This window comes from Desulfovibrio sp. UIB00, assembly GCF_022508225.1.
Taxonomy (GTDB): Bacteria; Desulfobacterota; Desulfovibrionia; order Desulfovibrionales; family Desulfovibrionaceae; genus Desulfovibrio.
The window spans coordinates 25,550-43,788 of the sequence record NZ_JAETXJ010000012.1 but is presented as its reverse complement, the minus strand read 5'-3'; the positions used below and the strand labels follow the sequence as shown (position 1 = coordinate 43,788).

The 18,239-nt window shown below is 59.3% G+C and carries 12 protein-coding genes; 4 read left to right on the top strand and 8 right to left on the bottom strand.

Going from position 1 to position 18,239, the window contains the following annotated elements; genetic code table 11:
- Positions 1–22: 22 nt before the first annotated feature.
- The 8 genes from mnmG to JMF94_RS14240 form a co-directional block, all read right to left on the bottom strand.
- The gene (gene mnmG / locus JMF94_RS14275; RefSeq protein WP_240825918.1) at positions 23–1,969 is read right to left on the bottom strand and encodes a tRNA uridine-5-carboxymethylaminomethyl(34) synthesis enzyme MnmG; all 1,947 of its coding nucleotides are present in this window, start codon (positions 1,967–1,969) and stop codon (positions 23–25) included.
- Positions 1,962–3,203, bottom strand: a complete 1,242-nt coding sequence (locus tag JMF94_RS14270) for a M20 family metallo-hydrolase (protein ID WP_240825916.1) — start codon at positions 3,201–3,203, stop codon at positions 1,962–1,964. Before JMF94_RS14270 ends, mnmG begins: the two co-directional genes overlap by 8 nt.
- A 159-nt stretch (positions 3,204–3,362) precedes the next feature.
- Entirely contained in the window at positions 3,363–3,629 is a 267-nt protein-coding gene (locus JMF94_RS14265; protein WP_022659470.1) for a PxxKW family cysteine-rich protein, read from the bottom strand.
- A gap of 193 nt (positions 3,630–3,822) precedes the next feature.
- Positions 3,823–4,533, bottom strand: a complete 711-nt coding sequence (locus JMF94_RS14260; RefSeq protein WP_240825915.1) for an ABC transporter ATP-binding protein — start codon at positions 4,531–4,533, stop codon at positions 3,823–3,825.
- A 3-nt stretch (positions 4,534–4,536) separates the two neighbouring features.
- Complete coding sequence (locus JMF94_RS14255) at positions 4,537–5,307, bottom strand: ABC transporter ATP-binding protein (RefSeq protein WP_240825913.1); 771 nt, start codon at positions 5,305–5,307, stop codon at positions 4,537–4,539.
- A complete protein-coding gene (locus JMF94_RS14250; RefSeq protein ID WP_240825911.1) occupies positions 5,304–6,275 on the bottom strand; it encodes a branched-chain amino acid ABC transporter permease in 972 nt (323 codons plus the stop codon). Before JMF94_RS14250 ends, JMF94_RS14255 begins: the two co-directional genes overlap by 4 nt.
- Entirely contained in the window at positions 6,272–7,177 is a 906-nt protein-coding gene (locus JMF94_RS14245; protein WP_022659474.1) for a branched-chain amino acid ABC transporter permease, read from the bottom strand. Before JMF94_RS14245 ends, JMF94_RS14250 begins: the two co-directional genes overlap by 4 nt.
- 157 nt (positions 7,178–7,334) lie before the next feature.
- Positions 7,335–8,456 (bottom strand): branched-chain amino acid ABC transporter substrate-binding protein, encoded by a 1,122-nt coding sequence (locus JMF94_RS14240; RefSeq protein WP_192113273.1) that lies wholly within the window; start codon positions 8,454–8,456, stop codon positions 7,335–7,337.
- Between the two features lie 644 nt (positions 8,457–9,100).
- Between JMF94_RS14240 and JMF94_RS14235 the strand changes: the two genes are divergently transcribed.
- Genes JMF94_RS14235 through glgP form a run of 4 tightly spaced genes read left to right on the top strand, consistent with a single transcriptional unit; the run spans position 9,101 to position 18,171 of the window.
- Positions 9,101–11,269, top strand: a complete 2,169-nt coding sequence (locus tag JMF94_RS14235; protein WP_240825910.1) for an amylo-alpha-1,6-glucosidase — start codon at positions 9,101–9,103, stop codon at positions 11,267–11,269.
- A gap of 10 nt (positions 11,270–11,279) precedes the next feature.
- On the top strand, positions 11,280–12,629 hold the full coding sequence (locus tag JMF94_RS14230) for a glycosyltransferase family 4 protein (protein ID WP_240825909.1): 1,350 nt from the start codon (positions 11,280–11,282) through the stop codon (positions 12,627–12,629).
- Positions 12,629–13,885, top strand: a complete 1,257-nt coding sequence (locus tag JMF94_RS14225) for a glycoside hydrolase family 57 protein (protein WP_240825908.1) — start codon at positions 12,629–12,631, stop codon at positions 13,883–13,885. Before JMF94_RS14230 ends, JMF94_RS14225 begins: the two co-directional genes overlap by 1 nt.
- A 29-nt stretch (positions 13,886–13,914) precedes the next feature.
- On the top strand, positions 13,915–18,171 hold the full coding sequence (gene glgP / locus JMF94_RS14220; protein WP_240825907.1) for an alpha-glucan family phosphorylase: 4,257 nt from the start codon (positions 13,915–13,917) through the stop codon (positions 18,169–18,171).
- Positions 18,172–18,239: the final 68 nt, after the last annotated feature.

Below are 18,239 nucleotides of genomic sequence, written 5' to 3'. Positions count from 1 at the left end.
AACAGTTGTGTGGCGTCATCCCTCACTGCGGGGATGCAGCAGCGCCATTGGGGTATTTTTCAGGGCGCAGCAATCCAAGTTTGTGGAGGTGAACCTCCAGGCATGCAACCGCCGCAGGGGTTACGCCGGATATCCGTCCGGCCTGCCCGAGGCTGCAAGGGCGCACCCTGTCCAGTTTTTCTACCACTTCATGGGATAACCCAGCTACTTTGGCATAATCGAGTTGCGGGGGCAAGGCCGTTGCCTCAAGCTTGGCCGAGCGGGCGATAAGTTCACGCTGACGTGCCAGATAGCCCTCATACTTGATTTCTGTCTGCACGCTCTCACAGGCGCCGGTTCCGGCGGCAGCTCTGGCCGCAGCCAGATCAGCCCCGGTCTCGGCCAGCGCTTCGTGTTGGGTCGCGGTCAGCATGGCTTCAAGCGAGTCCAGGTCAACATCCGGGCGTTTCAGGGCTTCTGCCAGAGTCTTGCCCACAGGCAACTGCGCCTCGGGTGCATCCTCGGGCAATTTGTGCCCGGGTATGCGCTTTTTGCCCAGATATTCCCTGAAACGTTCGGCGGCCTCCTGTTTTATGCAAAACGCGCGCCACTGTTCGTCGCTCACAAGCCCAAGTTCACGGCCAATCCGGGTCAGCCGCGTATCGGCATTGTCTTCGCGCAGCAGCAGCCTGTGCTCCGCGCGCGAGGTGAACATGCGGTAGGGTTCCTGAGTGCCGAGCGTAACCAAATCATCAACAAGCACAGCCATATAGGCCTGATCACGCCCCGGCGTAAAAGGGGCAAGACCACGCATGGCGCACGAGATGTTCAGCGCGGCCCACAGGCCCTGCGCTGCGGCTTCCTCGTAGCCGGACGTGCCGTTGATCTGCCCCGCAAGCCACAATCCCGGCACGGCCTTGGTTTCAAGGGTGGGGCGCAACTGGATGGGGTTGGCGTAGTCATATTCAATGGCGTAACCGGGGCGCAGCACTACTGCGTTTTCCAGCCCTTTGAGGGCGTGAACCATATCGAGCTGCACATCGAGGGGCAGGCTGGTGGGAATGCCGTTGGCGTACACCTCTGAGCTGTTGAGTCCCTCAGGCTCCAGAAAAATCTGGTGCCGCTCCCGGTGCGGAAAACGGGCCACCTTGTCTTCAATGGAAGGGCAGTAGCGCGCCCCGGTGCCCTTGATGACGCCCGTGAACATGGGCGAGCGGTCAAAGCCGCTGCGGATGATTTCGTGCGCGCGTTCGTTTGTCCACGTCACATGGCACGACACCTGTTCCAGAGCTGGGCCGGGGCCGTGAAAGCTGAAGCCCGGAGGCGGCGTGTCGCCCGGCTGTTCCTCGAGCTGCGAATAGTCGATGGATGATTTGAGAATGCGGGGCGTGGTTCCGGTTTTCAGGCGGCCAAGGGTGAGGCCGAGGCTGCGCAGGCTGTCTGAGAGGCCCAGCGCCGGAGCATCGCCCAATCTGCCGCCGGGCAGATTGGTAAGGCCCATGTGGATGCGCCCGTCCAGAAAGGTGCCCGTTGTCAGCAGCACATGGCGCGCTGCAAAGGTCAGCCCCTGGGCTGTGCGCACGCCAGTGACGCAACCGTCATTGGTGGTCACGTCCACCACGGAATCCTGCCAGATGCGCAGGCCGGGCGTGTTGTAGAGCGTTTTTTTGAGCACGCGCTGGTAGGCCTCGCGGTCGATCTGGGCGCGTGTGGCCCGCACCGCAGGCCCCTTGCTCATGTTCAGCACGCGAAACTGTATGCCCGCAGCATCAGCCCACAGGCCCATCATGCCGCCAAGGGCGTCAATTTCGCGCACCATGTGGCCCTTGGCCAGACCACCAATGGCGGGGTTGCACGAGAGGTAGCCCAGCCGGTCGAGGTTGCCGCTGATAAGCAGCACTCTATGCCCCATGCGGGCGAGGGCCACGGCGGCTTCGCTGCCAGCGTGGCCGCCGCCAGCGACAATGCAGTCAAATATGGAATCAGACATGGGCTGCGTTCATGAGGATGTGGGCAAACACCTGCGAATCCTTGATGGTAGCGGTGATGGAGGAGCGTTCGTCCGGTTGGTGGCAGGTGTTTTCAAGACAGCCCCACACGGCGGCGGGCAGGCCCTTTTGCCGCAAAAAAGCAGCAACGGTTGCCCCGCCTATGCCCACGGCCTGTGCCTGAACGCCGTAAATGCGGGCGATGGCGGCCTTGAGCGCAGTAACAACGGTGCCGGTTTGCGGTATGGCCGTGGCGTCCTGCCGCTGCACCACGCTCACTTGTATCTGCACCGTGTGCTTTTCCGCCACTTCGGCGGCCACTTCGCGCATCTTTGCAAGCACGTTGTCCATATCCACATGGGGCAGGAGGCGGCAGTCAATGTAAAAAACATCATTGCCGGGAACGGTGTTGATGTTCGGCACATTGGCCTCATGCTTGCCCGGCACAAAGGTGGAATAGGGCGGGTCAAACAGGGGGTTGGCATCGGCAAAGGCGGAGCGCAGAGCATTATGGCACGAGAGGGCCATGTCCGCCCCCGCCAGAAAAGCGTTGCGGCCCTTTTGCGGCGTGGAGCCGTGGCACTGGATGCCCGTGGTCTGCACCTTGAGCCAGAGCTGGCTTTTTTCTGCGATTTCAATGACATCGCCTTTGGACGAACCGGCGTCCGGCACGATGTAGAGATCGTCGGGATTAAAAAAATGCGGGGCTGTGTTGAGCAGGTGCTCCAGGCCGTAAAGGCTGCCGGTTTCTTCGTCTGCCATGAAAACAAGACCAAGTGAAAGCTCGGGGGTAATGCCCTGAGAGAGCACTTCTTCCGCCAGCAGCAGCATACTGACTATGGCCTGCTGGTTATCTTCCACGCCGCGTCCGTACAGAAAATCACCTTCGCGGCGCACCTGCCAGGGATTGCTGCTCCAGGCTGCGAGGTCGCCCGGAGGCACCACGTCCGTATGCCCGAAAAGCCAGAGGGTGCGGCTGCTTTTGCCGGGGATGCGGGCCACAAGGTTGGGACGCTGACCATCGGTAACGCGCGGGTCCGGCGCGTCAACGCGTGAAAGGGCGGTTACGCCGCAGGCTTTGAGCCAGTTGGTGATGCAGCGCACCTTTTCCATTTCGCCCTGGCCGCCGTTGTCCGGGCCAAGAGCCTGGCATGCCGTAAGAACGGCCTGAAGCTCCGCAACGCGGTCTTCCCGCCCGGCCAGCCCGCGCAACAATGTGTCGAGTGTCTTGAACATGGGTTTTCCCGTATGGCGTTACAACGCGCAAGAGGCTGCTCGCGCAGCCCCTTGAAAAAGTCTTCAGCCCCGGCATGACCGTTGTTGAACCGGCCTGTAGCGATAGGATCGCAAACTGACCGCCAGCGGCATGTCGGAACCGATGTAAGCCTGGTTGGCCTAGCGGCCACCCTTGGCGGCGCGCTTGGACGCCTTCAAAGGGTTGACCTTGGCGGCAGCGGCAACAGAGGCCTTCACGTGCGTGGCAAAGTTGCAACGGCCAGCAGTCCACTTTTTGGCAGGGACAGGGTAGCTGGAGCAGAACTCTTCGCCTTCAAATTCGCGCACGCGGTCACAGCCAGAACACTGTTCAACCACCGGGGAAAGAACAAAACCGTTGACCACCACGCCTTCAGCGGTTTTGGTGGCTTTTTCCAGAGGGGTCATAGCAAAACCTCCATGCGCAGCAGCGCCGTATTGCTAAAATAACGGCGGAATGGCCGCCGCGTTGGAATGGAAAAATATAGTTGAAAGCAATTTTCTGTCAAGTAAAAGAAGTGAAAAATTTTTCAGCCGGGCTGCGGCGCGTGAATCTCGTTCTTCTGCGGGCTGTTGTAAAAAAGCAACCGCTCCGTCTGATCTAACCGCCCAGATAAGCCTCGCGTACGCTGGCATTGGCAAGGAGGTTTTCGGCCCGGTCTTCCATAACAACGCTCCCCACTTCAAGCACATAGCCGCGCGTGGCAAGCTTGAGCGCTGCACGGGCGTTCTGTTCCACCAGCAGCACCGTCACGCCTTTCTTGTTGATGGCCCGCACGGTTTCAAAGATGGAGCGCACCAGCAGCGGGGCAAGGCCCAGCGATGGTTCATCCAACAGCAGGAGGCGCGGCTCGGCCATGAGGGCGCGGCCTATGGCGAGCATTTGCTGCTCGCCGCCGGAGAGCGTACCCGCGAGCTGATCCTTGCGCTCGTGCAAACGCGGAAAAAGATCAAAAATCCATTCCAGCGTGCGCTCGCGGCGAGCCTTGTCTTCAATGCAGAATGCCCCTAGGCGCAGATTTTCCAGAACGCTCATGATGCCGAAAACACGCCGCCCTTCGGGCGACTGGGCAATGCCAAGCCCCACGACCCTGTGGCTCGGCAGGCGCAGCAGGTTTTGTCCTTCAAAAAGGATTTCGCCTTCAAAGGGGCGCACCAGCCCGCTGATGGACAGCAAGGTGGTGCTTTTGCCCGCACCGTTGGCCCCAAGAATGGTGACGATTTCGCCTTCGTCCACCCTCAGGTCGATGCCGTGCAGTACTTCAACACTGCCGTAGCGCACGCGCACATTAGACAATTGCAACAGGGACATGGCTTACCACTTTTCGTCGTCTGCGCCCAGATAGGCCTCAATGACGGCGGGATCCTGCCGCACGTCTTCGGGCTTGCCCTGGGCAATCATGGTGCCGTGTTCCAGCACCACCAGTTTTTCGCAAATTTTCATCACCAGGCGCATGTCGTGCTCAATGAGCAGCACGGTGATACCCCTGTCGCGGATGGCCCGGATGGTATGCACCAGAGCGGCTGTCTCCTGATCGTTCATGCCGCCTGCGGGCTCGTCCAGAATCACGAGGCGGGGGTCGGAGGCCAGGGCGCGGGCTACCTCAAGCAAACGCTGGTTGCCGTACGAAAGGCCGCCAGCGGCCTCGGTGTAGCGATCGGCAAGACCCACAAATTCCAGCTCTTCCATACAGCGGGCAACGGCGGCTCTTTCTTCCTTACGCTGGCCCGGAGTGTGCAGCATGCACGATATCAGGCCGGATTTCATGCGGCAGTGCCGCCCGGCAAGCACGTTCTCCAGCACAGAAAGGCGACCGAAGAGGCGGATGGTCTGGAACGTGCGGGCGATGCCCAGTTCCACCACCTTGTGCGGGCGCAGCCCGGCAATGGATTTGCCGTCAAAAAAGATACGGCCCGATTCCGGCGTATAGTTGCCGGTTATGCAGTTGAACACGGTAGTCTTGCCGGCGCCGTTGGGGCCGATAAGGCCTACAATGCTGCCAGCGTCCACGTCAAAGGTAAGATCATTCAGGGCAATCAGGCCGCCGAACATCTTGCTCATTTCTTCAAGGCGCAGCAGGGTCATGCGGGCCTCCCGTCGCTGGCAGCTGCAGGCGGCACATCCACCTTGTAGCGTCGCTGCCTCGGGGGCAATAATCCCTGAGGCCGCCAGACCATCATAACCATCATGGCAAGGCCGAAAATGAGCATGCGCGCATTGGAAAATTCGCGCAGCACTTCGGGCAGGCCGATGAAAAGAAACGCGCTGATAAGCACGCCAAGCTGGCTGCCGCCGGAAAGAATGACCACCGCAAAGATGATCACGGATTCCATGAAGTTAAACGATTCCGGCGCAATGGTCGTCATTTTTGCGGCATAGAGCGTACCAGCCATGCCCGCCCAGAACGCGCCCAGCACAAAGGCCGCCAGCTTGTAATGGGTGACGTTGACCCCGCAGCCTTCTGCGGCCACGTCGTCTTCCTTGATGAAGTTCAGCGCGCGGCCAAAGCGGGAATGCCACAGGCCGTAGAACAGCAGCAGGCTCGCGCCCACCATGCCCCAGACCAGAAAATAGAACTGCATGCTCTTGACGATCTTGAAGCCAAAAAACATGGGCCGACTGATGCCGAAAATGCCGTTGGCGCCGCCCGTGAGGCCGAAAACATCGTTGATAAGCGCAATGCGCACAATTTCCACAATGCCGATGGTGACGATCAGCAGATAGTCGCCGCGCAGGTGGATGATGGGGCGGGCCACAATGAGGGCGAATATGGCCGCTGCCGCGCCGGAGAGCGGCATGACCCATAGTACAGGCCAATGGCAGACCGTGTTGAGAATGGCGGTGGTGTAGGCGCCCACGGCAAAAAAGGCGGCGTGCCCCATGTGGAATATGCCCGCCTGCCCCAGAATAACGTTGAGCGAAAGGGCCAGCAGGGCGTAGAGGCCAATGCTCACGCACACGTCAAGCCAGTAGGCATTGCAAAAGAGCGGCAACGCGCACAAAAAGAGGCCCGCAGCCGCATACACGGCGAAGTTGCACGGAAGTTTTTTCATAGTTTGTCCGCCGTGCGCTCGCCCAGAATGCCGGTGGGTCGGATAATCAGAATAAGAATGAGCACCAGAAAGGCGATGGCGTCCTTCCAGGCAATGGCTATGTAGCCTGCGGCAAGGGCTTCGATAACGCCGAGCAAAAGCCCGCCCAGCATGGCGCCGGGGATGTTGCCGATGCCACCCAGGATTGCGGCGGTAAAGGCCTTGAGGCCGTACGACCAGCCCATGGTAAAGTCGATCTGCCCGTAATAGATGCCCACCATCAGGCCCGCCGCGCCGCCAAGGCCGGGGCCGATAAGAAAGACCAGCGAGATGATGCGGTCAACGTTGATGCCCATAAGCTGTGCAGCGCCGGGGTCGATGGCCACGGCGCGAATGGCCGCGCCTGTGCGGGTGCGCTGGATAAAGGCCCAGAGGCCGAGCATCAGCACAACGCTGGCGGCAATGACCAGCAGCCGCACGCCGGGCACTTCAAGGCCGAGCATCCTCACCGTAAAGTCGGGGCGCAGATAGTCGGGGTACACGTAGAAGCGCGCGCCGTAGATCAGCATGACCGCGTTCTGGAAAAATATGGAAGCGCCAAGGGCGGAAACCACGGCGGAGAGGCGATTGGCGTTGCGCAGGGGGCGGTATGCCGTGCGCTCAAGCAAAAAGCCAATAATCGCCACCAGCAGGGCCACCATGACAAAAACGGCGGCTACCGCCAAAAACGGATTGAGCGCGCCTGCCATATTGCAGCTGACAAGCAGGGTAAGCCCCAGATAGGCGCCAATGGTAAACAGGTCGCCGTGGGCAAAGTTGATGAGCTTGAGCACGCCGTACACCATGGTGTAGCCCAGCGCCACAAGCGCGTAGATGCCGCCCACGGCCAGGCCGTTCAAAAGCTGTTGGAGAAATTGTTCCATAATGTTCGGCGTTGGTACTCGGCATTTGGCGGGCGACCGGGATACCGGTCGCCCGCCGTAATGAACGCGTCCTCGAGGGGATTGCGCTTTTCGCCGGGGTATTTATGCCCCGGGCGTGTATCTGTGCAACATGGGCGCGGCTAATGACCGCGCCGCATTACTTGGGCTGCAAAACGAAGTTGCCCGTGGCGTCAACCTTGTAGGTGCGGTAGAACTCGCCCACGCGGTCGCCCTTGGCGTCAAAACCAAGGTTGCCGGAAAGACCGGGCATGCCCTTGAGTTCCTTGAGCCATGCGGCCATTTCCTTGGGAGTGTCCTTGCCGGCTTCAAGCGCGCCTTCGATAACCTTGAAAGCATCGCCAGCCAGCACGGCCCACACGGAAACAGGCACGGTATTGTACTTGGCCTTGAAGGCCTTGAGGAATTCCTTGGCTTCAGGCGTGTCCATATCCTGCGGCAGCGGCGGGCTGATGAAGAAATAGCCCGTGGCGGCTTCGTTACCGGCGATCTTGACCAGATCCTGATGGTTTGCGGCATCGCCGCCCATCATGGGAACGTTCCAGCCCATTTCTCTTTTCTGCCGCAACAGCATGCCGGTTTCAGGGTAGTAACCGGTAAAGAACACAAGGTCGGGATTGGCAGCCTTAAGCTTGGTCAGAATGGCGGTGTAGTCGCGCTCTCCGGGGGTAAGAGCATCGTAAAACACCACTTTCATACCGTCTTTTTCAAGCACTGCCTTGGTTTCTTCCGCCAGGCCCTTGGCATACGAAGAATTGTCGTGCAGTAGGGCCACTGCCTTGTAGCCGCCCTTCTTGATGGCTTCGGCGGCAGATTTGCCCTGCGCGTCGTCACGCGGGCAGGTGCGGAAAAAGAGCTTCAAGCCTTTTTCCGTAAGGCGCACGCTGGTGGAGCCAGTGCCGATCTGCACCAGTTCAGCCTCGTCCAGAATGCTCTGACTGGCCTCGGTCACGGCGGAGCCGTAGGTGCCGATAACGGCCACAACACCGGCGGAAGCAAGCTTCTGCGCGGCCAGAGCGGCGGTGCGCGGGTCGCCCGCGTCGTCCTCGACAACCAGCTGAACCTTGCGGCCCTTGATGCCGCCCTTGGCATTCACATCGTCAACCAGCAGGGTAACGATGTTTTTCATATCCAGGCCTTCGGAAGCCCATTTGCCCGTAAGCGGGCACATAAGGCCAACCTTGATGTCACCAGCCAGCGCCGCAACAGGCACAAGCAGGGTAAGGGCCAGAGCCCCAAGCCAACGACCAAGTGCTTTCATGAACTACCCCCGTCAGGTATGCAAATATTGTGAGCAACGAACAAGCTTACCCTAAAAATGAAGAAAGAAAAAGCCCCCAGTATTGCCGGGCCGCGCATTGGCGCAAACAGACGCAACCCGGCAAGGGCAATAAGGCTGCGTTATAACCATGCGGCCTTGCGCGGCAGTTGTAATCAGCTATGAGTACTTGCGGCTGGTTTATACAGCAAAGCAGTGTGAACATTCTCAGGTCGTCACGATAAATTGGACGATTGTAACACGATGCTCACACGATTATTTCAGATTGGTCAAATTCTTCATGTATTATTAGCAAACTAACAAATATGTCGCATTTTGCTCATCGTTAAGACGATAAACCTGAAAACAAAAGTGACACGCGCTCGACAGCCAAAAAATAATGGGATAAGGTAAAACTGTAAAAACAGAGAAGACCTTTATTTTCTTAAATGTTTTTCTGTTGCGGTTTTCGCGGTCAGAGGTTCGGCTGTTTCAGTTTCTCTCTGCGCCCTTTCCGCCGTACCTTCCTGCAAGCATTGCCGCAACTTGGGCCGCCCAGCACTGTCTGGCGGTCAGGCGGCGATTGCGCCCTTCGTCTTTCCGCAGCATTCGCCGTCGCGCTCCATAATGGGCGCCAAGGAGGCCGTATGCGGTTCAGCTTTGACAAGGCAGCTTGCCAGAACACACGCAGGGCGCTGCACCGGGAGTGGCTGCTCGCCAACGAAAGGGGCGACTGCTCCGGCAGCAGCATTTTGTGCTGCAACACGCGCAAATATCACGGCCTGCTTATCGTCAACACGCCGCATGGTCGGCATGTGCTGCTCTCTGCCCTTGAGGAATCGGTGTGCGGCGGCGACAGGGAATTCTTTTTTTCCACCCGTCAGCATCCCGGCACGCTCTATCCCAACGGGCACGAGTATCTTGAAGCCTTTCAGCTCGATCAGTGGCCGCAGAGTACCTATCGGGTGGGCGAAGTCAGCCTGAGCCGCGAGATGCTGCTTGCGCGGGATAAAAGCCTGCTGTTGGTGCGCTATGAACTGCGCGGGCCGGAGGACATCCCCCCGCTTACTCTGCGCCTCAAGCCCTTGCTTGCCTACCGCAATATCCACGCGCTCACGCGGGCTAACCCGGCCCTGCGGGCTGATACCATTGCCGTGCCCGGTGGTTTTTCCATCCGTCCGTATGAGAGCTTGCCGCCCCTGTATATTCAGGCCGCCGGAGATTCAGGCAAGGCTTGCTCGATGGCTGTGAATGCCGAGGGCGCGACGACCAGCGAAAAATGCAGGCAGCATGCCTCCGCCAGTTTTGTGGCCGAGCCGGACTGGTGCCGCAATGTGGAATATTTTGAAGAGCGCGAGCGTGGCTTTGACGACAGCGAAGACCTCTTCATGCCCGGCACGCTTGAAATAGCTCTGCCGTCGTTGCCTCAGGGCGGTTACGTGTATGTGGCGGCTGGCACGGAGGCCTGCGGAGAAAACCTGCGCGCCCTGTGGGAGACGGAAAGCCGCGCCCACACAGATGCCCATCTTGCAGGCGGCGGCCTTGCCGGGCAACTGGCGCAAGCTGGCGGCCAGTTCTGCATAACGACGCCTTCTGGTCGATCCACCGTGATTGCCGGGTATCCCTGGTTTGACGATTGGGGGCGCGACACGCTCATCAGTCTGCCGGGGCTGGCCTTTTACGCCGGACGCGAAGAATTTGGTCTGCGCGTTCTGGCCGAGGTGGGGCGGCATATCCGCAATGGCCTTGTGCCCAACATGTTTTCGGAGTCGGGCGAGCATGCCTACAACACAGTAGACGCATCCTTGTGGTATGCCTTTGCCCTGCAACAGGCGATTGCCATTGTTCCCGATGGTCTGGCCTGGGCGCGGCAACATGCCTGGGATGCCCTGAAAGCCATCATCAAGGGCTACCGCAAGGGGCCGGGCATGGGCATCTTTGTGGATGCCGAGGGCCTGCTGCATGCGGGCGACGCCCACACCCAGCTCACCTGGATGGATGCCCAGGTGAACGGCTGCCCGGTCACGCCCCGGCACGGTTGCCCCGTGGAAATCAACGCCCTCTGGTACAACACTCTTGCCTTTGCCGACAGCCTTGCCGCCGCATTTCAGGAGCCGCTGCTCACGGGCGAGCGGCAGCGAGCCGTCATGCGCGATGCATTTTTGCTCCGCTTCTGGGCAACCGAGGAGGGCGGCTATCTGGGTGACGTGTGGCGCGACGGACAGCTCGACCGGAGCGTGCGTCCCAATCAGATATTTGCCGTGTCCCTGCCGCATGCCGTGCTTGCGGACGATTTTCAACCGCAAGTTGTGGAATGCGTGCGCAACAGGCTGCTCACGCCTTTTGGCCTGCGCACCCTTGCCCCTGACGCAGCCGCATACAAAGGCAGGTACGAAGGCAATGGCGAGAGCCGCGATGCCGCCTACCATCAGGGCACGGCCTGGCCGTGGCTGCTGGGCCATTACACAGATGCGCTGCTGCACACTGCCTGGGATCTGGACGGTGCTGTTCAGGGGTTGCTTGATATGGTTACGCCCCTGTTTTGCCAGCATCTCTGCGAAGCCGGACTTGGCAGCATTTCAGAAGTTTTTGACGGCTCCCCGCCTTATAATCCCGGCGGCTGCACCGCCCAGGCCTGGAGCGTGGCCGAGTGCCTGCGCATGCTCAAAAAACTGCAAAAGGCCGCGCCGGATGTTTACGCCCAATGGGAGCAAAGGGTGGCGCATTGTCTGGCCCATCCCGCATCCGGCGACAAAACCGGCGTATGCAGGGCAACCATGACTCTGGGCGTGTCCGCGCCCGGCAGTGAAGAATAAGGGTTTCGCCATGCGAGTGCTTATGTTTGGCTGGGAATTTCCGCCCCACATCAGCGGTGGCCTGGGAACGGCATGCTTTGGCATGACGCAGGCTCTGGCAAAAAAAGGGGCGGAGATTATTTTTGTACTGCCACGAGTGGAAGGCGGCAGCGGGCAGAACAGCTTTTTGCGTCTGCGGGGGGCCTCCGGAACTCCGGTTGCGGCCCATATTGCGGAAAGTATGACGCAGGCCGGGCATGAACTCTGGGCCAGCAGCATCCGCTGCCTGCCGGTGGAAAGTCCGCTTGTTCCCTACCTCACGCCGAAGGGCTATGCCGAAGCGCTGGAAAATCTGCGGCATGAGCCAGGCAATGCGGCCAGTACGCGCGCCTTTGCACCGCATGCGGGCCATGCCGCCTGCAAAGGCGAAATCACGTTTGAACTGCACGGCGGTTACGGGCCTGACCTCATGGCCGAGGTGCAGCGTTACAGCCGTCTTGCCGGGGCCATTGCCGTGCAGGAGCAGTTTGACGTCATCCACGTGCACGACTGGATGACCTATCCTGCGGGCATGATGGCCAGGGCGCTGACTGGCAAACCGTTGGTGGCGCACATCCACGCTACGGAATACGACCGCAGTGGCCTGAACATCAACGAACAGGTGGCGGGCATAGAGCGCGCCGGGCTGAACGCAGCCGATGTGGTGGTGGCCGTAAGCCGCCTGACCCGCAAAACCGTCATTGACCGCTACGGTGTAGCGCCCGAAAAGGTGGTGGTGGTGCACAATGCCGTTGCGCGGCATGAGGCCGGGCGCTGCTATCTTGTGCCGCAACGCATACGGCATGAAAAGCGCGTGTTGTTCCTCGGCCGGGTGACATTCCAGAAAGGGCCGGAATACTTTATGGAAGCGGCCCGCCTTGTGCTGCAAAAAATCCCCAATGTCCGCTTTTTCATGGCTGGCAGCGGCGACATGCTGCCAGCGTTGATCCGCAGGGCAGGGCAGTTGCGCATGGGGCGGCGCTTCCATTTTGCCGGATTTTTGCGCGGCGAGGATGTGGACCGCATGTTCGCCCTCAGCGATCTTTACGTCATGCCTTCAGTTTCCGAGCCTTTCGGCATAACGCCGCTGGAGGCCATGCTTTACGATGTGCCGGTGCTGCTTTCGCGCCAGTCGGGCGTTTCAGAAGTGCTGGAGCACGCCCTCAAGGCCGATTTTTGGGATACGCGCGACATGGCCGACAAAATCTGCGCCGTGCTGCGTTATCCCTGCCTTGCCGCCGAGCTGGTGAAAAACTGTCGCGAAGAAATGAAATCCATCAGATGGGAAAATGCCGCTGACCAATTGCTGACCATTTACCGGGATGTCCTTGGAGGTCACTGATGCCTGCGCTATGTCTGTGTTTCAATATACATGAACCGTACCAGTTCCGCCGCTACACGGTTTTCGATATGGGGCAGAGCTCCGTTTACGAAGACGATGACCGCAACTGCGAAACCATGCTGCGCGCGGCGCGCCTGTGTTATTTGCCAGCCGCAGAAATGCTGCTCAGGCTTGTGCGCCGCCATGAAGGGGCGTTTGCGGTGTCGTTGTGCGTTTCGGGCACCGCCCTGGATCTTTTTGAGCAGTACGCCCCTGAAGTGACAGAAAGCCTGTGCGCCCTTGCGGCTACGGGCTGCGTGGAATTTGTCGCTGAAACTTCGGCGCATTCGCTGGCCTTTCTGTATTCACGCGAGGAATTTGACAGGCAGGTCAAGGCGCAAAGCGCGCGCATCAAAAAACTGTTTGGCAAAAAGCCCACCACCTTCATGCATACTGAATGCGTGTTCAACAATGACCTTGCCGCCGCCTTGCAGCAGCATGGTTTTAAAACCGCCCTGGCCGAGGGTGCGGATCAGGTGCTTGGCTGGCGCAGCCCCAATTGGGTGTACCGCCCGGTTTCCGCCCCCAAGATGAATCTTTTGCTTCGCAATACGTCCCTTTCCGACGACATGGGGCTGCGCTTTGGCGACAGGGGGTGGAACGACTGGCCGCTCACTGCCGACAAGTTCGCCTCGTGGTGCCACAGCTTGGGCGAAAAAGCGGATGTGATCAATATTTACAATGATTTTCATATATTCGGTCTGCGGCATGGGCAGGATTCGGGCATCTTCGATTTTATGTCGGCCCTGCCCGAGGCCCTGCTGCGCGACAGTCGCTTCAGGTTTGCCACGCCCGGCTCCATTGCCGGAAAGCGCGCTCCAGCCGGAGAAGTGGACGTGCCCCAGTTCGTGTCGTGGGAAGAAAGCGGCCACGACCTGACATCGTGGCTTGGCAACGACATGCAGAAAGACGCCATCCATACGCTTTACAGCCTGGCCGCCAGGGTGAGCGCCAGCGGCGACAAGATGCTGCTGCACGACTACGAGCGCCTGCAAACCGCCGACCATTTCCGGCACATGTCCACCAAGTGGTTTTCCGGCCCAAGGCAGGACAGGCCCAGCCCCTTTGATAGCCCCTATGACGCCTATATTACCTATATGAATGTGCTGGCAGATTTTGAGCTGCGACTTGAAGCCGCAGAACTGGCAGGCAAGGAACTCAAGCCCCGCAGAGCACGCAAGAGCAATGTCCGTTCCGGCACTGGTGCGTCCGTTTAAGCCAATCGGCCTTTCCATAAGGAGAAAACATGAATTTCGATAACAGCACCGTCACGTTGTTTGAGGTCAGTTGGGAAGTCTGCAACAAGGTGGGGGGCATTTACTCTGTGGTCAGCAGCAAGGCATTGCAGGCTGTAGAGCAGTTTGGCGAGGACTATTTTCTCCTTGGCCCGTCCCTGGCTGAAAATGTGGGTTTTGAAGAAACGGACGAGAATATATGGGATTCGCTTCGCCTGGCATTTGCCACAAAGGATCTCAAATGCCGCATGGGCCGCTGGAATATTCCCGGTCGCCCCAAGGCCATTCTGGTGGATTTTGCCAAGCGTTATTCCAGCAACCAGCTTTTGTATGATCTGTGGAAAAATTACGGTGTGGATTCGCTTTCCGGCGGGTGGGACTATATTGAACCCGTCATGTTCGCCACGGCTTGCAGTGCGGTTATTGCGGCCATTCATGAAAGCCGGGTCGAACCCCTTGAAGGACGCAGCGTTGCCCTGTTCCACGAATGGATGTGCGGCGCTGGCCTGCTTTCGCTCAAAAAACTGTCTCCCGGCATAGGCACGGTGTTCACTACCCACGCCACCATGCTCGGGCGCGCCATGGCCGGAACCGGGCGGGATATCTATTCCAACCTGCGCAGCATCAACCCCGCCAACGAGGCCGCAGCCCTGAACATCACGGCCAAGTGGTCGCTTGAGGGGGCCAGCGCCCGCGAAGCGGACGTTTTTACCACCGTCAGCCCCATCACCGGCGAGGAATCCACGGTGCTGCTGGGGCGGCAGCCCGATGTCATCACCACCAATGGTCTGGATATGCGGGTTATCCCCGATTATTCCGTAGAACGCTCCCGCCCGGAGGAACACCGGGCGCGCATAGTGGAGGCCGCCAACCGCTTTCTGCGTTGCGAACTGCCCGCCAACACACGCATTTTCGCCATTTCTGGCCGCTATGAAATGCACAACAAGGGCGTGGACATCTTTCTTGATGCCCTGGCAAAACTTGAGCAGAGCCTGGCTGGCACGGACGCTTCCATTCTGGCCCTGTGCCTTGTCATGGGCGGGCATACGGGCGTTAATACCGCTGCGGTTTCTGGCGACCCCGAGGCCAACGACAACGGTCTGCCCTTTATCTGCACCCATTTTGCCTGGAATGCGCCACAAGATCCCATACTCAATGCCTGCCATCGGTTGGGCCTGAACAACAGGCCGGAAAACAGGGTCAAGGTCATCTTTGTGCCAGCCATGCTCAATGGAGAAGACGGCTTTTTGAATATGCCCTACGATGAAGTCATGTCGGCCTGCGATGTGGGATGTTTCCCCTCCTGGTACGAGCCATGGGGGTATACGCCGCAGGAAAGCGCGGCCTGGGCCGTGCCCACCCTTACCACGGATCTTTCCGGTTTTGGCATGTGGGCGCGCACGCAGTTGCAGGAAGGGGCCGCAGCGTTCAAGGGCGTGTGCGTCATGCCACGCCGGGGCATGAACTTTGAGCAAAGCGCCACAGTGCTGCACGAGCATCTGATCCGCGCCGCCACTTGCGCAGTGGATGATTTGCCCCAATGGCGCGCGGAAGCGCGCGCGCTGGCAGAAAAATCATCGTGGCAGTTCTTTTTTGAAAACTACGTCAGGGCTTTTGAGATAGCTTTCAAAAAGGCCTCCACCCGGATTAACTGTGACTGCGGGCATGCGGCGCTTGCGCGGGTGCTTTCCACATCGTGTTCCGCCACGCCATTTTTGCGGCCCATCATGGCCGTTGCCGAGGTGCCGGAAGAGCTTTCCCGCCTGCGCGACATTGCCCACAATGTGTGGTGGTGCTGGCACGACAAGGCCAAGGCACTGTTCATGGCCCTGAGCCCCTCCCATTGGGAAAGCTGGCGTAATCCGCTCAAGATGCTTGAGCAGGCCGACCCGGAGCGCTTCCGCGATCTGCTGGAAAACGAAGACTACATGAATCTTTACCGTGAGGTCGTCGCCAAGTTTGACGCCTACATGGCCGAACCCATCCGCTCACTCAGCACGGATGTGACGCCAGAAGCCCCCATTGCCTATTTTTCTACAGAATACGGCCTGAGCGAATCCATCCCCATTTATTCCGGCGGGCTGGGCGTCCTCTCTGGCGATCATCTCAAGTCTGCTTCGGACATGGCCATTCCTCTGGTGGGCGTTGGCCTTTTATACAAAAACGGCTACTTCCGGCAGGATATAGACGCAGATGGGCGACAGGTGGCCCAGTATCCCGTCAACAACTTCGGCCTCATGCCGATTTCGATGGTGTACGATGCGGACAACCAGCCAATCTATGTGCAGCTTGAACTGCCGGGACGTCTGTTGTTTGCAAGGGTGTGGAAGCTGGCTGTGGGCCGCATAAACCTGTACCTCATGGATACGGACACCCGCCGCAATACGGACGAAGACCGCCGCATTACCGACAAGCTCTACGAGGCAAACCGCGAGGTGCGCCTGCTGCAGGAAATGCTGCTGGGCATGGGCGGTATGCGGCTGCTGCGCACGATGCACATAATGCCAAGCGTTTTTCATATGAATGAAGGGCATTCGGCTTTTATGGCCATGGAACGCCTTCAGGAATGCCTGAGCATGGGCATGAACTATACTGAGGCAACTGTGCGGGTGCGCTCCAACACGGTGTTTACCACGCATACCCCTGTGCCTGCTGGCAACGAATCGTTTTCTCTGGAGCTGATGGAACGGTATTTCAGCGGAATTGCGGCCAACCTTGGTTTGTCCTGGCAGCAGTTTGTGCAGCTTGGGCAGATAGAGGGCGGCAACAGCAATTCCTTTGAAATGACGGTTCTGGCTCTGCGGCATTCGTGCTGGGCCAACGGTGTGAGCCGTTTGCACGGCGTTGTTTCGCGCCACATGTGGAACAACCTCTGGAAGAGCCTGCCTGTGGCGGAAACGCCCATCGGGCACGTTACCAACGGTATTCACGTGCCGTCCTACGTGGGCAGCTGGATGCATGAACTGCTGCACCAGTATCTTGGTTCTGGCTGGATGCAGTCGCCTCCCGGCTCCGGCGTATGGGACAAGGTGGACCATATCCCTGACGAGGCCTTCTGGGCGGCCCGCATGCACCAGAAGGAAGCCCTGCTTGACGACCTGCGCCGCCGGATTCCGGAATTTATCCAGAAGTTCCATCTGTCATCGGATGAACGCAAGCGCATGGAATCCATGCTCAAACCAGATACCCTCATCATTGGTTTTGCCCGCAGATTCGCCCCCTACAAGCGCGCCACGCTGATTTTTGCAGACCCGGACAGGCTGGCCCGCATACTCAGCAATACCAACCGCCCTGTGGTGCTGGTATTTTCCGGCAAGGCGCATCCTGCGGACGAGGCGGGCATCAACATGATTCAGGAAGTGCTGCGCATGTGCCGGGACGAGCGCTTTCTGGGCCGCATCTTCTTTGTGGAAAACTACAGCCTGGCTGTGTCGCGCATTATGGCGCAAGGCTGCGACGTTTGGCTGAACACGCCGCGCAGGCCGCACGAGGCCTCGGGCACCAGCGGTATGAAACTGCCAGTCAACGGCGGCATCAACCTGAGCATTTCTGACGGCTGGTGGTGCGAGGGCTACAACCGACAGAACGGCTGGACCATTGGCCCTGTGGTTTCCACAGAACTGCCCAGCAGCGAGCAGAATGACTACGCCGATGCCGAGGCCCTCTATTCACTGCTGGAAAATGCGGTTGTCCCCCTGTATTTTGAGCGCAATGCAGAAGGTCTGCCCCTGGAATGGGTTGCCACGGCCAAGCGTTCGCTCAAAAGCCTCACGGCCATGTACAGCAGCAACCGCATGCTCAACGATTATATCCGTCAGTTTTATCTGCGGGCGGCGCGCCGGCGCAACATGCTGCGCGATAACAACTGGGAGGCCTGCCGTGCGCTTGCCGCCTGGCAGAATGATTTGCCTGCGCGTTTTGGCACGGTCAAGGTGGACGAACTGACCATCAGCGGTGTGGAAAACAACACCATGGTCTGCGGCGAACCGGTGAGTGTGCAACTGCGCATGCATCTTGGCGAAATGAAGCCGCAGGAAATACTGGTGCAGCTTGTGATCGGGCAGGCGCTCATCAACGGCAGCTTCCGCGACAAGCCGGAAATCCTGCGTCTCGAGCCAAGAGCAGAAGAAAACTGCAAGGAATGCATGCGCTATACCGCAAGCTACATTCCAACATTCAGCGGGCATTACCGATACGGCGTGCGCATCATGCCCGTGCATCCGGCGCAGGCTTCGCCACTGGAAACGGATAATATTCTCTGGGCCTAGTGTGTTACCGCTCTTTGCGGGATGAAAGCGCAGTTCTGCCGCGCTCCGTGTTTGATACGGGGCGCGGC